Annotated in this window: 9 protein-coding genes, 1 other RNA gene and 2 pseudogenes; 7 read left to right on the forward strand and 5 right to left on the reverse strand. The window is 39.5% G+C overall.

The annotated features are described in order from the left end of the window. Nucleotides 1–7: 7 nt before the first annotated feature. Complete coding sequence (locus ACZ1G6_RS11375; protein WP_472616400.1) at nt 8–2,545, reverse strand: EAL domain-containing protein; 2,538 nt, start codon at nt 2,543–2,545, stop codon at nt 8–10. Nucleotides 2,546–2,743: 198 nt separating this feature from the next. Between ACZ1G6_RS11375 and ACZ1G6_RS11380 the strand changes: the two genes are divergently transcribed. The 4 genes and pseudogenes from ACZ1G6_RS11380 (at nt 2,744) to ACZ1G6_RS11395 (ending at nt 7,514) form a co-directional block, all read left to right on the forward strand. Beyond that, nucleotides 2,744–5,086: a putative bifunctional diguanylate cyclase/phosphodiesterase gene (locus ACZ1G6_RS11380; protein WP_472616401.1), complete on the forward strand. Its 2,343-nt coding sequence runs from the start codon at nt 2,744–2,746 to the stop codon at nt 5,084–5,086. Nucleotides 5,087–5,187: 101 nt separating this feature from the next. Continuing rightward, a pseudogene (locus tag ACZ1G6_RS11385) lies at nt 5,188–6,083 on the forward strand (histone deacetylase family protein). Between the two features lie 100 nt (nt 6,084–6,183). After that, complete coding sequence (locus ACZ1G6_RS11390) at nt 6,184–7,092, forward strand: WYL domain-containing protein (protein ID WP_472616402.1); 909 nt, start codon at nt 6,184–6,186, stop codon at nt 7,090–7,092. Nucleotides 7,093–7,127: 35 nt separating this feature from the next. Beyond that, entirely contained in the window at nt 7,128–7,514 is a 387-nt protein-coding gene (locus ACZ1G6_RS11395) for a hypothetical protein (RefSeq protein ID WP_472616403.1), read from the forward strand. 120 nt (nt 7,515–7,634) lie between these two features. Here the strand turns inward: ACZ1G6_RS11395 and rnpB are convergent. The 3 genes from rnpB to zapE form a co-directional block, all read right to left on the reverse strand. Next, an RNA gene (rnpB, locus tag ACZ1G6_RS11400) (RNase P RNA component class A) lies at nt 7,635–7,995 on the reverse strand. A gap of 15 nt (nt 7,996–8,010) precedes the next feature. Then, nucleotides 8,011–8,727 carry a YebC/PmpR family DNA-binding transcriptional regulator gene (locus ACZ1G6_RS11405; protein WP_472616404.1) on the reverse strand — a complete coding sequence of 239 codons (717 nt, stop codon included), beginning with the start codon at nt 8,725–8,727 and terminating at the stop codon, nt 8,011–8,013. Nucleotides 8,728–8,844: 117 nt separating this feature from the next. Further along, complete coding sequence (zapE, locus tag ACZ1G6_RS11410; protein ID WP_472616405.1) at nt 8,845–9,942, reverse strand: cell division protein ZapE; 1,098 nt, start codon at nt 9,940–9,942, stop codon at nt 8,845–8,847. 182 nt (nt 9,943–10,124) lie between these two features. Here zapE and ACZ1G6_RS11415 point away from each other — a divergent pair, with 182 nt between their 5' ends. From ACZ1G6_RS11415 to ACZ1G6_RS11425, 3 genes and pseudogenes are all read left to right on the forward strand, one after another. Further along, the gene (locus ACZ1G6_RS11415; RefSeq protein ID WP_472616406.1) at nt 10,125–10,583 is read left to right on the forward strand and encodes a ZapG family protein; all 459 of its coding nucleotides are present in this window, start codon (nt 10,125–10,127) and stop codon (nt 10,581–10,583) included. Nucleotides 10,584–10,654: 71 nt separating this feature from the next. Next, the gene (locus tag ACZ1G6_RS11420) at nt 10,655–12,013 is read left to right on the forward strand and encodes a DegQ family serine endoprotease (RefSeq protein WP_472616407.1); all 1,359 of its coding nucleotides are present in this window, start codon (nt 10,655–10,657) and stop codon (nt 12,011–12,013) included. Between the two features lie 99 nt (nt 12,014–12,112). Continuing rightward, nucleotides 12,113–13,193 (forward strand): annotated as a pseudogene (locus tag ACZ1G6_RS11425) (trypsin-like peptidase domain-containing protein). On the opposite strand, the gene murA reads toward ACZ1G6_RS11425, so the two are convergent. After that, on the reverse strand, nt 13,190–14,449 hold the full coding sequence (gene murA / locus ACZ1G6_RS11430; protein WP_472616408.1) for a UDP-N-acetylglucosamine 1-carboxyvinyltransferase: 1,260 nt from the start codon (nt 14,447–14,449) through the stop codon (nt 13,190–13,192). The pseudogene ACZ1G6_RS11425 and the gene murA sit on opposite strands and share 4 nt — an antisense overlap. Nucleotides 14,450–14,506 lie beyond the last annotated feature (57 nt).

Consider the following 14,506-nt stretch of genomic DNA (forward strand, 5'->3'; position numbering starts at 1 on the left):
GTGTACCTTAGGAAACTTTACTTTCTGTTTGTTGTAAATAGCTTCTAGCTCGTTCTGTCGTCATTGGCTTACTAAAGTAAAAACCCTGTTGAACTGGACAATTGTGGGCAAGCAACCATTGCTTTACTTCTTCAGATTCAACTCCCTCTGCAACAACTGAAAGGCCTAAATCTCGACTCAACTCAATCATAGATTGAATAATCTTCGCATCTACTGGGTTTTTGAGTACCCCAGTAATAAATTCTTTATCTATCTTGATAGCGTCAAGTGGCATTTTACGAAGTAAGTTTAATGAAGAAAAACCCGTACCAAAATCATCTAAGGCAATATGAAAACCATGCTTTTGAAGAGCTAATAGGTTATCTCCTGCCGTACCTGGGTCTTGAATAAATGCCGTTTCGGTGACCTCTAAACAAAAACAATCTGTAGGCACTTCATAACGCTCAAAGGTACTTATAAGTTGCTCATTAAACGTATGCAGGTGTAATTGAACCGCAGATAGATTTAACGATAAGCGCGAGCGAGATGAAATTAAACCTTCATTTAGCCATTTCTTGGCAATCGGTAAAACAATTTCTAATTGCCAAACAAAAAATTCATTAATCAGTCCGTTTGTCTCTAATTGCTCAATAAATTCTTGAGGATCAACATGAGTATGCGACGGATAAGCCCAACGAGAAAGAATTTCTAGACCTACGACGTCTCCTGTGGCGGCATCAACTTGAGGCTGAAATTCAAAGGAAAAATCACCTGTGCTTATATTTTCTAAGCTGTTTTTAAGATAATTGATTAGTAAGCTTTCTCTTTCCAGCGCTTCGGTGTATACGTAAAATTGGTTTCGACCAGCACTCTTGGCTTTGTATACGGCTAAATCGACTTGTTGTAGCACACTTTTACTAGACACCGCACTTGAGCTCACAGTTGTCAGTCCAATGCTGCATTCAACTTTCAGTTTATGGTCTTCAACTAACATTGGTCGGGAGATTTCAATAATAATTTTCAACGCTAAATTTTCAATATGCTGAGAATGGTTGACATCACCGACAATGATTGCAAACTCATCACCACCAAGACGCGCAATTGTATCTTCTGTTCTGACAACATTTTTAAGACGTTGAGCGACTTTTTGAATAACGATATCGCCTGCATTATGTCCATATGTATCGTTGATCGCTTTGAATTTGTCTAAATCTAGGAATAAAACACCCGCGGCACCATGTCGATCCACTCGCGAAATAGCGACCTCTAATCGGTCATTAAAGCATGCCCGGTTACTAATACCTGATAGTGAGTCGGTTGTGGCTAAACTATGCAGTTGAAGCTTTTGTTTATGCGCTAAACTAACATCATCAAGTGTAACAATATAACCATCTAATTCGCCCAGTGAATCAAACAACGCAACACTTTTTATCGACACCCACTTTACTGCATTTTCAAGTGTGACAATCTGAAGCTCGGTCGAATACGCTTTGCCTGCTAGGTTATCTTCTTGCATCTTAGGCAAAGTGTTATGTAAATCATTAGAATTGAACGTCTTGGTCCAGCCTGATTTCATCAAAGCATCACCTGTTTGTTCGGTAATAACCTCAATAGCTGAATTTGCATACAGGCAATTAAAGTCCTTATCTAATTGCAATACACCAAGTGGCATAAGCCCTGTAAGCGCTTGAAACCTTTGTAAGCTGTGAAGTTCATCTGAGTCCGCATAGTCGACAATCAAAATAAACGTCGCTTTTGCGGCTTGTTCATCACTTGGACTTAAGTAAAGACTCAATAAAGTAAAATCAAGTGCAACGGTTTGAAAGGCATTTATGTTAAAAGGCGTACTTAACCATTGAGTTTGATGAAGCTTCCCATTGACTGTAAAATTTTGCACCGCTCTTTTAATCTGATGAGCCTGATTATGAGGCATTCTTGAAAATAATGACGTGATATTGTTGTTTATTGAACTTCCGTTAAACAAGCTCATACTCTGGGAGTTACAATGAACAACATTAAAATGCTCATCAAAAAAGACCATCGGTTGCTTTATATGCTGTAATAAAGGGTACAAGATATTGGGTAAAGTGATATCTGCGCTTATCTTTTTTGTATTAGGTAAAAAATCTCGAATATGCTTAATACTAAACAAATTGGCAGCAGCGATGATAAAAGGCTCTATGCTCATGGCACGGTTACCCCAACTAGACTCATCGAAATTGACCAAAAATACCAGTGCATAAACCCGTGATTGACTGGCAATTGGAATGACTTTTATTTGATCAATTAGTCTATTAGTTTCATCTTGATAGGCAAAATCATGATTATCGATAATAAATGGACTACGTTGAGTGAAGGGCCTTGTTTCAATTTCGGATTGAAACGTCTTTATTTGCGTTGACAACTGCTTGCTTAAATCGTCTCCGACCAAGCCAGTTTGAGTGCTCGTATCGCAATGGTAGGCAGATTCCTGAGTCGTGACCATATAGGCAAAGTATGCTTGTGATTTTACCACTTGCGATAATTGTTCGGCGCATCGACCAAGAATATCTACACTATTTGTCATTAACTAAAGCACACCTTTTCACGTTGGCTGATTAAACGTTAGCACTGGCAAGTATATATATCAACAAAACAGTGCTAAGACCATAAAACAACAAGCCAACGCTCTATCGAGAATATCTGATCTCAAAGATTCAAGTATTTGTTGATAATTCCGATATTTATATCCAACAAAGATAGTGTTCTTAACTATAACAAGTAGATGAAACTTACACTTAATCAACAAATATTCAAAATTACGACACTTACCGTGATTGGTACAGTTTTGGCATTACTGCTAATTGTATGGATGAGCACGAGTAAGATTGTGCTCAATAACATTGAGCGCCAATTAAATAATTCAGAAAAAGTGCTTATCAGTGAATTAATTAATCGACAGCGTAATAGAATCAAAAATGTCACCCTTATTGCTCAAAGCGAAGGGTTTACATCCGCAGTGTTTGATAGTCAAAGTGAAACCTTACAGAAAGAAATTGATCAATTTAAAGTAGAGTCAAGTTCAGACTTCGTCGCTATTTTCTCTTCCGATTACACAATTGAGGCCTTTTCTGGCGATTTAGGCGATCGTCTACATGATGAAGATATACGCAAAAATGTAGAATACGTCGCATTAGATGGCGCGTCAGGAAATCTATTCACCGTTAATGGAGAACTTGTATGGACTTATTGGCTAAGAGTCGATGATATATCAACAAACACTTATAAAGTGCTCGTCTCTGGTATAGCACTTTCGACGTCTTATTTTCAAGAAGTTTCCAGTTTATTGGATGTTGATATCTCTGCATATACCAAGACAGATCCTATTTCTTTTGTCAGTAGCCTGCCATTACCAGAATATTCAGTTGACGATTTGGAAGCCAGTCTGCTGTCTGAGTATTCGTCATTTGATATTGTCAAACCCTTTGCAAATGACAAAAACATCCTTTCTGAAAAGTTCGACATTCCTCATTCAGGTGATGTTGAAAGCATGATTTTTGTCTCAGTGAACACAAGTGATATCCAACAAAGCTTTTATGATTTACAAATTAAAATCGGGTTTACCAGCATCACAATTTTAATGCTTGCATTATTAGCAGGCCACCTTTTATCAAAGAAAGTCACTAAACCACTTGAAGCAATGACAAATTATTCCACGGAGATATCAAAGGGGAATTATTCAGAAACGCAAGACCTTGATGTCAGCACGCTGGAAGTCGAAAAGTTATTTACATCTTTTAAAGCAATGGAGGCGAGCGTAAAAAAACGGGAGCAAAAAATAGTTTATCAATCACGACATGACTTGTTGACAGGCTTATATAATAGAAATTACATCAAAACTGTCGTTGACTCATTATTAAGCAGTCAAAAAGAATTTCAAGCACTGGCAATTAACATCAAAGGGTTTAGAGGAATTAATGACGTTTTTGGATTTGAATATGGCAATTTATGTTTAAAGGAATTAGCGTCACGCTTGCGAAAATATGATGGCTTAGCTGCACGTCTATCAGGTGGTGAATTATTTTATATTCCTAGCACAAACAAAACCCAAAGCGACTTCGATGCTTTGAAATTTGTTTTAGAAAACCCTGTCAAGATTGAAAATATCAATGTACCAATTAAGGTAACGTTTGGCATACTAGATTGCCCAAGCGAGACGCAAGACGCCGAAGACTTGTTTAGGCGATTGGATATAGTGATTGATGAAGCTCAGGATAAAGGCTTAGCTACGCTTTATTTTCAAGAATCTCACGAAGAAAAACACTTACGCAAGCTTGCTATTATTAATAAGCTAAAATATGCGCTTTTAAATAATAGTGACGATTTGAAACTCAATTATCAGCCTAAACTTCATTTGCGCGACAACACCATATCAAATATTGAAGCACTCATTCGATGGCATGACCCCGAACTTGGTATGATTTCTCCAGAGGAATTTATTAATATTGCTGAGCAAGCAGGCTTTATCAATATAGTGACAAATTGGGTTGTAAAAAGAGCGTTGGAAGACTTAATCATGTTCGCTAAGCAAGGCATCAATGTGTCTATCTCAGTCAATATCTCGGCTCAAGACATCATGCGAGATGACTTTATTGCTTATGTAAGTTCACTGATTAAAAACTACGGTTTGGCGACTCATAACATTGTATTTGAGCTCACCGAAAGTGTTATCGTAAATGACCCTGAAAAAGCGATAGTGCAAATGCAAAAGCTCCAAGATGCAGGGTTTTCATTAGCTTTAGATGACTTTGGAAAAGGATATTCTTCGCTATCTTACTTAGCACAACTCCCAATTGATATTCTTAAAATTGACAAAAGCTTTGTGATCCCATTAGCTCAATCGAAAAATGAACAAGCCATCTGTAAAGCCATTTTGCAGTTAGCTAAACAACTCGAAAAAGCCGTTATTGCAGAGGGGATAGAAGATATTGAATCGCAAGAAATGTTGGCTCAATGGGGATGTGATTACGGACAGGGGTATTTTATTAGCCGCCCAATTTCTAGCGAAGATTTCATTGAATTTGGCCGACAGCATATCATTAGCAGTCCCAAAAACAGTCAGTCTTAACGATGCGCTTTACACTAAAATGAAGACAATAAATTCCTATCTAGTTTACTAAGGTTTCCGTAAGGCTATACTTAGTATATTAACGTTTTATTTATACTAGTATGATTCCATTAATATTTGACCCTATATATAGTCAACTCGATTTGCCGAGTCGACATCGTTTTCCCATTCAAAAATATCAAGGCATAAAAGATGCCCTATTAGGATTAGGAGTCAGCGAGACAACATTTTTTCAGCCAACAGCGCTAACTCCAGAACAAATATGCCAAGTCTATGACCCCCAATATGTGACGCAATTAGTCAAGGGTGAGCTACCTTACAAAGCAATGCGCAGAATTGGTTTTGAATGGTCATCACAGTTAATAAAAAGAACCTTAACTGCAGCAGGTGGAACCGTTTTGTGCTCAGATTTAGCACTAGAACACGGAAAAGCGCTGAATCTGACGGGGGATATCATCATGCTTTTGCTAATTTTGGTTCGGGTTTTTGCATGATCAATGATTTGTATTTAGCAGCCTTGAATATGCTACAAAAACAAACGATCAACAAGGTCTTAATATTTGATTGTGATGTGCATCAAGGGGACGGTACAGCAAAACTTGCAGCTAATAATAATCGCGTTTTCACAGTATCTATTCATGGAGAAAAAAATTTCCCTTATCGTAAACAACAATCTGACTTAGACTTTCCTTTAGAAAAAGGAACAAAGGACGATGAGTTTTTATCGACAGTTGAACAGGCACTAGCAATGGCCATAAACTTGTCTCAAGCAGATGCAATCATCTATGATGCAGGTGTTGACGTTCATATCAACGATGACTTGGGACATCTTGATATCAGCACAAAAGGCGTCTTAGAGCGAGATCAAATTGTTTTTAATACGGCGAACGAGCATGGTATCCCAATTGCTGCTGTTATTGGTGGTGGGTACCAAAGAGATATAACAGCATTAGTAGATGTTCATCTTCAATTATTTAAAGCTGCGCAAGTTTTTTAGTTAATACACCTTATTCGTCTCATCAAAATGATTTGATCTCTTGAAATAGTCACAACATATGTATATATTTACAGTATAAAAATACATAAAGTGATTGTTCATGAAAATTAGTTCCGCTTATCATCACCAAAATCATTACATTGAAGGACTGGCGCTTGCACAAAAAGAGAGACTTGCCTTTATAGATTTCAACCTTCAGTTTTTTGGCAAAGTCGCAAGAGCTGATCTTATTCAACGATTTAAAACCGGCCTAGCTGCAAGTACTAGAGATTTTGCAGCATATAAAGACATAGCGCCAAACAATTTACATTTGGATCACTCAAGTAAACAATATTGGAGAACGCCAAATTTTGAGCCTTTATTTCAATTTTCTGCCGACGCAATTTTACAGTCGGTAAGCAGAGGTTTTAGTGACGGGATTACAGCACCCATTCAGCCTTCTTCACATTGTTTTGAAGCGATACAACTTATTCACCCTAATGTGCATATCATTGCCGCTTTAATGCGGGCAATTCATAATAGACTAGGATGCCGCGTAAAATATGTATCCGTTTCATCTGGACTATCCGAACGCACGATAATTCCTCATGCAATTATTGATAATGGACATAGATGGCATGTCAGGGCATATGACACAAAGTCCGAGAGTTTCCGTGACTTTGTATGCACGCGGTTTGTTCAAGTTGACACCTTAGATATTGAAGCCACTCAAGAACAAAGCCCCTCATTTGATGAGAGTTTTAATAAAATGGTAAGCCTCATTTTAATTGTGCACCCTGATATCAAAGAAGCACAAGCAATTGAAATGGACTATGCGATGCAAAATGGTAAAAAACTAATGAGAGTCCGCGCAGCACTTGCCGCTTACATACTCCGTTATTGGCAGGTAGACTGCTCGTTCGAGCACCGAATATTAAATCAAGGATGTCAGTTAGCATTGCAAAACCATGAAGTGCTTGCACAGATTGATAGCCCTTATCTTGCTCCTGGAGTAAGTAACAAAGATTGAACTTAATGTAAAAATGAGCATCTAAAGGACACCGAATGAAAAGCGGCAACAAAAAAATGGACAAAATCGCTCCAAAAACATCTGACTTACCACATGATGGTTTTGATGATAGCCAAATCGAAACTGGCTATCAATCAACAGAGCAAGGCCAAGATTTTAGAATAAGTAAAGAACAACATTTCAATGAATCTTTAATTAAACTTGCCGTTCTTCTGTACCAAATTGATGGAAAAGTTACGCTAAGCGAACAAGACTTCTTTGACGCTTTAGTTGACCAACTTACTTGGAATAGTGGAATTGCCATTGAAGCTTTTATTAACGATTCCATTCATCAAACAAGAGTCGCTATTGACCAAAAGCAAACTCGAGAATTCCTTTTTCCCTATCTAGCGGTCTTAACAATAATCCAGCCAAGGCTCTAGAAGTAGCGATGGATATTACTCAAATCGATGGGAATAGAAGTGAAGACGAACTAGAGTTGTTATCACTCTTATCCAATCGTGTGCTTGCAAGAGGGCTAGAGAACTAGCCCTTTAGAAATGAAATGGAGTTGGCCGATAAGCCGGGTTCTGTTTCAAAAAGAATAGCAATCATTCCTCTAGGCTATTAATCGCTCAATAGCTCAAGCAACCTACCCGTTTTCAACGCGGACCACGTCATATGAAAACCTATTTGGTCTTGCTCCGGGTGGAGTTTACCTTGCCATAAACTGTTGCCAGCCATGCGGTGCGCTCTTACCGCACCCTTTCACCCTTACCCACTAAAGCAGGCGGTCTTCTCTCTGCTGCACTTGTCGTCGGCTCGCGCCGCCCAGATGTTATCTGGCACCCTGTCCTATGGAGCCCGGACTTTCCTCCCCATAATCAATAAATTAATTATGCAGCGATTGCCTTAGCCAACTCCGCGAGCGATTATAGTCTAAGCGTTAGCGTTATGATAGATGTTTTGCACATCGTCACAATCTTCTAGCATATCCATGAATTTTTCAAACATCGGCATGTCGGCTTCATCTATATCTTTTGTATCTTGTGGTACCCAGCTAATTTCTTCAACATCAAATTCAAGTTCAGGAAACTCATTTAGAAGGGCCGTTTTTGCTTTAAAGAATTCAGTATGAGGAACAAATACTGTAACAACACCATTATCGACCTCGACATCACTAACATCAACGTCATCTTCCATAAGGGCTTCTAAAACGACTTCGTCATCTTCTCCTGCAAAACTGAATATCGCAAGGTGATCAAACATAAATGCCGCAGAATTCTGGGCACCTAACTTGCTATCAGTTTTAGTAAAACAATTTCTTACATCGGTAATAGTGCGATTTACGTTATCGGTTAAACAGTCAACAATGACCATACAACCACCGGGTCCAAAGCCTTCATATCTAGCGGGTGCAAAATCCTCACCTGCCCCACCTGCTGCTTTATCAATTGCTTTATCGATAACATGTGCAGGCACTTGGTCTTTTTTGGCTTTTTCAATTAACCGTCTTAACGTTAAATTTGCATCTGGGTCTGGACCACCATTTTTAGCAACAACATATATTTCTTTTCCGTATTTTGAATATACTTTGGTTTTGGCGGCGGCTGTTTTAGCCATAGAAACTTTACGAACTTCGAATTTTCTTCCCATAATTTTCTCGTGTTTGTCGTTAATCTAGGCCACTACAGCATTTGAGTGGCGATGATATTGCTTATATTGTAGTGACTTTTGCTAATGAAAAACAGCTAAATCAAATGATAGACGCGTCTATGCTATGTGAGCTTGAGATAAGTACTCTCTAGATTGCATTTCTTGCAATCGACTCAAACAACGTTGAAACTCAAATGCCAGTCTTTTGCCTACGTACAAGGATTCAGCGTCAACTTGTGCAGAAATAATAAGTTTTACTTTTCGCTCATAAAACTCATCAACCATGGCTATAAAACGCCTAGCAATATCATCGTTGTTTTCATTCATTTGACTCACATTAGCCAATAAAACGCTTTGATATATCCGGCTTAGTTCAATATAGTCAGTTTGGCTTCTTGGGCCATCACATAACTCAAGAAAATCAAACATAACGACACTCTCTGCTTTTTTTAAGGCTTTTATCTCTCGCCCTTCTATTTCAACTCCGATATCCATTTCATAGGTTTCAGCCGCTAATTGCTCAAAATAGCGATCTAAGTTTTCTTGCGCTTCATCATCAAGGGGAAAATGATATATTTCTGCATTCTCAAGCGTCCGCAACCTATAATCTGTGCCGCTATCTACATTAACAATCCGAGTGTTTTGATTGATTAACTCAATTGCAGGCAAAAATCGCGCTCTTTGAAGGCCATTTTTATACAAGCCATCAGGTTCAATATTTGACGTTGCAACAAGTACAATATTATGGCTAAACAACTCCTGCATAAGTGTACCTAGGATCATTGCATCTGTAATATCTGACACAAAAAACTCGTCAAAACAAATTATGCGCGTCTCGCTAGCTAGCTTTTTTGCTATCAGTTTTAAAGGGTCTTGCTTTTGTTTCAGTAGGCCTAGCTCTTTATGAATACGATGCATGAAACGATGAAAGTGCACCCTCATCTTTTGTTCAAATGGTAAGCAATCAAAAAATGTATCGACAAGATAGGTTTTACCGCGGCCTACTCCGCCCCAAAAATAAATCCCCTGAATGTTAGCTTGCGTCATCCCTTTTCCGAATTTATTAGCAAGTGTAACGCGCCATGTTCTTTTTTTCGTTGGCTGGGTTAATTCGTCATAAAGGCGTTGTAGCTCTTTTACCGCATTTTCTTGCGCTGGGTCGTACTGAAAGTCAATTAACGATAAGTCATCTTGATACTTTTCCCAAGGGGTCATTCTGCGGCCTGTCTCTTATAATGTGTGATGATTTATTATGTAATTATACTTTGCAAAATAGCTAAAGCATAGCTTTGGATAGACTCAATTGACTGTAGTGCCTTTAAATTAGTAAATAAGGCTTGCAAGTATAGCCTCGATGGTAAAAAATCTAAGTAGCTAAAGTATTCAAGGTGTACAAAATGGAAGTTTTATCGTTGCTAGTAGGTCTTTTCATCGGCGTGGTGCTAGGAGCCGCTGCTATGTATTTTTGGTTTACAACAAAAGAAAAAACAAAACAAGCATCTGTTAATAATACAGAAGTAGAGCTTAAAAATTTACTGGCTCATCAAGCGCAAAATCATCTACACCAAAGTCAACAAAGCATCGTTGCAATTGAAAAGGAGTTAGATGCGCTAAAGCACTCAGTTAATCATTATGAGCAAACATTGAACACCCAAATTCCAGACGAAACACGCTCAACTTTTTTTGGTGAGCATGCAAGTACCTTTTTAAGAAACACAGGAAACACCAAACACAAAAGCATAAAGATGCAAAATTCAGAAGCGCAACCAAAAGATTTTGCCAACAACGGTTCTGGGCTTTTTGTCGGCCATGCGCCAGATGAAATCGTTTCTGAAGTAGAAAAATCGAGCAAATAACTTGAGTTTGTGAACTTATGCCCCTAAATCTGTGTCTGTATAGGTATATTTATTTAGGAGTAATATAGTTCATGAGAAAAGTGTTCCGTAAAGCTACCATTGCCATGGTTTCAGCTGTTTTCATTGCTGCAAGTTCTGCTTCAGCACTTGCGGGTATACCGTTTTTTTCGAAAGACGAAATCCCTTCTTTAGCCCCCATGTTAGAAGAAACGACCCCTGCTATCGTTAGTATTGCGGTAAAAGGGACGCAAACATCTCGGCAACAAGTCCCTGAGATGTTTCGCTATTTCTTTGGGGCACCAAATGAGCAAGTTCGCGAAAGGCCTTTTAGAGGACTAGGTTCAGGTGTCATCATCGATGCCAAGAAAGGCTATGTTGTTACTAACAATCATGTCGTCGATAATGCCGATGAAATTACCGTTAAGCTTACTGATGGTAGAGAGCTAATTGCTGAAAAATTAGGCGCTGACCCGCAAAGCGATATTGCTTTATTGCAAATTCCAGCAGAAGATTTAACCGATGTTCCCTTATCAAATTCAGATGAACTTAGAGTAGGTGATTTTGTTGTCGCCATTGGCAATCCTTTTGGCTTAAGTCAAACAGTCACCTCAGGAATAGTGAGTGCATTAGGTCGCTCGGGTTTGAACATTGGCGGCTTGGAAGATTTCATACAAACAGATGCAGCGATTAACCGGGGTAATTCAGGCGGAGCTTTAGTGAATCTAAGAGGCGAGCTTGTTGGCATTAATACCGCTATTTTTGGGCCCAACGGTGGAAATGTTGGCATTGGTTTTGCGATTCCCAGCAATATGATGAAAGGGTTAGTTGATCAAATTGTTGAATTTGGAGAAGTTAGGCGAGGACGCCTCGGTATCCTAGGTGGTAACGTCGATGAAGCTTTAGCAGATGCTTTGAATTCAGATACTAATTTTGGAGCCTTTGTCAGTGAAGTTGTTGAAGATTCAGCCGCTGACCAAGCGGGTATATTAGCCGGGGACATCATCACTAAAATTAATGGCAATAGTCTAAATAGTTTTGATGAGCTTCGCGCGAAGGTTGCGACGCTTGGTGCTGGTGCACAAATTAACCTGACAATCATTAGAAATGGTGATGAGCAAAATGTGAAGGTTACGCTAGGTGCAGCTGAAGCTGAAGCAGTTGAAGAAAAAGACCTTCACCCAAGACTAGAGGGATCTCAGCTTGAAAATGCCGAAGACCGCTCAGGCAATCCGGCTGTTGAAATTACCACCGTTGCTGATGGTTCTCCTGCAGCACGCATTGGTTTAAGAGAGGGTGATGTAATCGTCGGCGTCAATAGACAGCGCATTAGAAACCTTGATGAGTTATCTGAAGCGCTTGAAGCTAACAATAGTGTTGTTGCTTTGAGTATTCAACGGGGCAATAGTAATTTAGTTACAGTCCTTAGATAAACATAAATAGAAGGGTTTTGTCTAAGATAAGACAAGGCCCTTCTAGTCATTGTGCATCGTGTTTGCTACTATTGAGTATCTCAATGGAATAGTACTTACATGTCTCTTATATCACGTTTTTTTATCGCATTAATAAAACCTATTATTTTAGGCGTTGTCGTTGCGTGTGCGCTTTTGATTATTTTCCCAGAATTTAGACAAGGCAGTGGCCTAGACATCAAATGGCTCAATACTGAAGCAAACATTCCAGCTAGGCTAAGCTACTACGACGCATTAGAGAAAAGCGCTCCTTCAGTTGTCAATATCTATAGTGTTAGTATTGAAAATGATAATCGTTTATTTAGAGGACGTAATCAACGCACGAGTCTAGGCTCGGGCGTAATCATGAAAGAAAACGGGTACTTACTCACTTGCTATCATGTCATAAAAGATGCAGACAGCATTTTTGTTGCATTGCAAGATACTCGGCTTATCCAAGCGCAACTGATTGGCTTTGATGAAGTGACGGATTTAGCTGTTCTTCGTGTTTTTACTGATAACCTGCCTGTCATACCTCAGATAGACAATCCTGACTTACGCGTTGGTGATGTTGTCATGGCAATTGGCAATCCATTAGATCTTGGCCAAACGATCACGTCTGGCATCGTCAGCAGAGTCGGTCGTAAGGGTTTGTCAAATTTCTTTGATTTTGTGCAAACCGATGCAGTGTTGAACCAAGGAAATTCTGGTGGTGCCTTAGTTGATTCAAACGGTTATCTTGTTGGCATTACAAATGCTAACTTCAAGACCTTAGATGACAGAAGAAGAATCCAGGACGTTGAAGGTGTAAATTTTGCTGTCCCTTATGATTTAGCTAAGCGCGTCATGGACGAGATAATCGAAAACGGAAGAGTTGTGCGAGGACAATTAGGATTTAGTGGTAAAGGATATCTGGATACCCCCGGTATTATTGTAGAATTTGTAACAGAGAACGGTCCTGCGGATAAAGCGGGTTTACAAATCAGTGATATCATATTATCGATAAATGGAACGGATATTCAAAACGCACTTTAGCGCGCTAGATTTAATTGCTGAGACGCCTCCTAGTGCTGAAATTGTGCTGGTCATCGCACGCGATGAACAAATTCTGACGATGACCGTTGTTGTAGGTGAGCTAAACTACAACAATATATTAGGTTAATTTATTCGCGAAATATTAGCGCCTAGACCGCCTAACTTAGACTCTATAGATTCATAGCCCCTATCTAAATGATAGATCCGATCTACAATCGTTTCGCCTTCTGCCACTAAGCCAGCAATAACTAAACTTGCAGATGCCCTTAGATCAGTAGCCATCACCTGTGCCCCTTTTAAGGACGAAGAGCCGTTGGTTACCGCATTATTTCCTTCTAATTCGATATGTGCTCCCATTCTATTTAATTCAGGCACATGCATGAAGCGGTTCTCAAATATTGTTTCGCTAATCACGCCGCTACCACTGGCAACCGCATTTAGCGTTACAAACTGAGCTTGCATGTCAGTGGGAAAGCCAGGGTGAGGCATCGTTTTTATATTCACTGCGCTTGGGGCCTTGCCTTGCATATCAAGACTCACCCAATCATCACCAACTTCTATTTTTGCACCAGCCTGTTCAAGCTTGCTAAGCATCGCGTCAAGAGTATGCGGTGCGGCGTTTTCGCACCTTACACTACCTTTTGAGACTGCTGCAGCCACTAAGAAAGTGCCCGTTTCAATGCGATCTGGTAAAATACTGTAAGTGCATCCTGATAGGGATTGTACGCCTTCAATGATTATTTTATCTGTACCAGCACCTTCAACTTTGGCGCCCATTTCATTTAAACAATTCGCTAAGTCGACTATTTCGGGTTCGCGTGCAGCATTTTCAATTGTCGTTGTGCCTTGGGCAAGAGACGCCGCCATCATAAGATTTTCTGTTGCCCCTACACTTACAATGTCCATAAATATATTGTTGCCCTGAAGACGCCCGTTTGTAGAAGCCCGAACATACCCCTCTTCCACATTGACTCTTGCCCCCATCTTTTCCAAACCATTTAGATGAAGGTTGACTGGACGGGCACCAATAGCGCAGCCTCCTAGTAAAGAAACATTGGCTCGTTGGTGCTTAGCTAGTAAGGGACCTAAAACCAAAATTGACGCACGCATCGTTCTAACTAACTCATAAGAAGCTGTAACACTATCTAGTTTGCTAGCATCAATCTCTACAGTCGATGCATCAACTTGATTAACATGAGCACCTAGGTCTTTGAGCAATAATAAGGTGGTATTAATATCACGTAGGTTAGGCACATTCTTGAACGTACAGGGACTGTCAGCTAATAAACTTGAAATTAATATAGGCAGTGCAGCATTTTTGGCACCAGATATAACGACCGAGCCCTTAAGGGGAGGGCTTTGTTTAATTGAAAGTTTATCCACAAAATTTTCCTAGAATACGAAATTAACTTGAAAATAGATTATATTGACAAGCGCAGG

Source organism: Glaciecola sp. HA4-3, assembly GCF_055693685.1.

What these genes read in the sequence shown, in the direction of transcription:
- ACZ1G6_RS11375 (WP_472616400.1), bottom strand. Translation starts at nt 2,545, where the DNA reads ATGACAAATAGTGTAGATATTCTTGGTCGATGCGCCGAACAATTATCG.
- ACZ1G6_RS11380 (WP_472616401.1), top strand. Translation starts at nt 2,744, where the DNA reads ATGAAACTTACACTTAATCAACAAATATTCAAAATTACGACACTTACC.
- ACZ1G6_RS11390 (WP_472616402.1), top strand. Translation starts at nt 6,184, where the DNA reads ATGAAAATTAGTTCCGCTTATCATCACCAAAATCATTACATTGAAGGA.
- ACZ1G6_RS11395 (WP_472616403.1), top strand. Translation starts at nt 7,128, where the DNA reads ATGAAAAGCGGCAACAAAAAAATGGACAAAATCGCTCCAAAAACATCT.
- ACZ1G6_RS11405 (WP_472616404.1), bottom strand. Translation starts at nt 8,727, where the DNA reads ATGGGAAGAAAATTCGAAGTTCGTAAAGTTTCTATGGCTAAAACAGCC.
- zapE (WP_472616405.1), bottom strand. Translation starts at nt 9,942, where the DNA reads ATGACCCCTTGGGAAAAGTATCAAGATGACTTATCGTTAATTGACTTT.
- ACZ1G6_RS11415 (WP_472616406.1), top strand. Translation starts at nt 10,125, where the DNA reads ATGGAAGTTTTATCGTTGCTAGTAGGTCTTTTCATCGGCGTGGTGCTA.
- ACZ1G6_RS11420 (WP_472616407.1), top strand. Translation starts at nt 10,655, where the DNA reads ATGAGAAAAGTGTTCCGTAAAGCTACCATTGCCATGGTTTCAGCTGTT.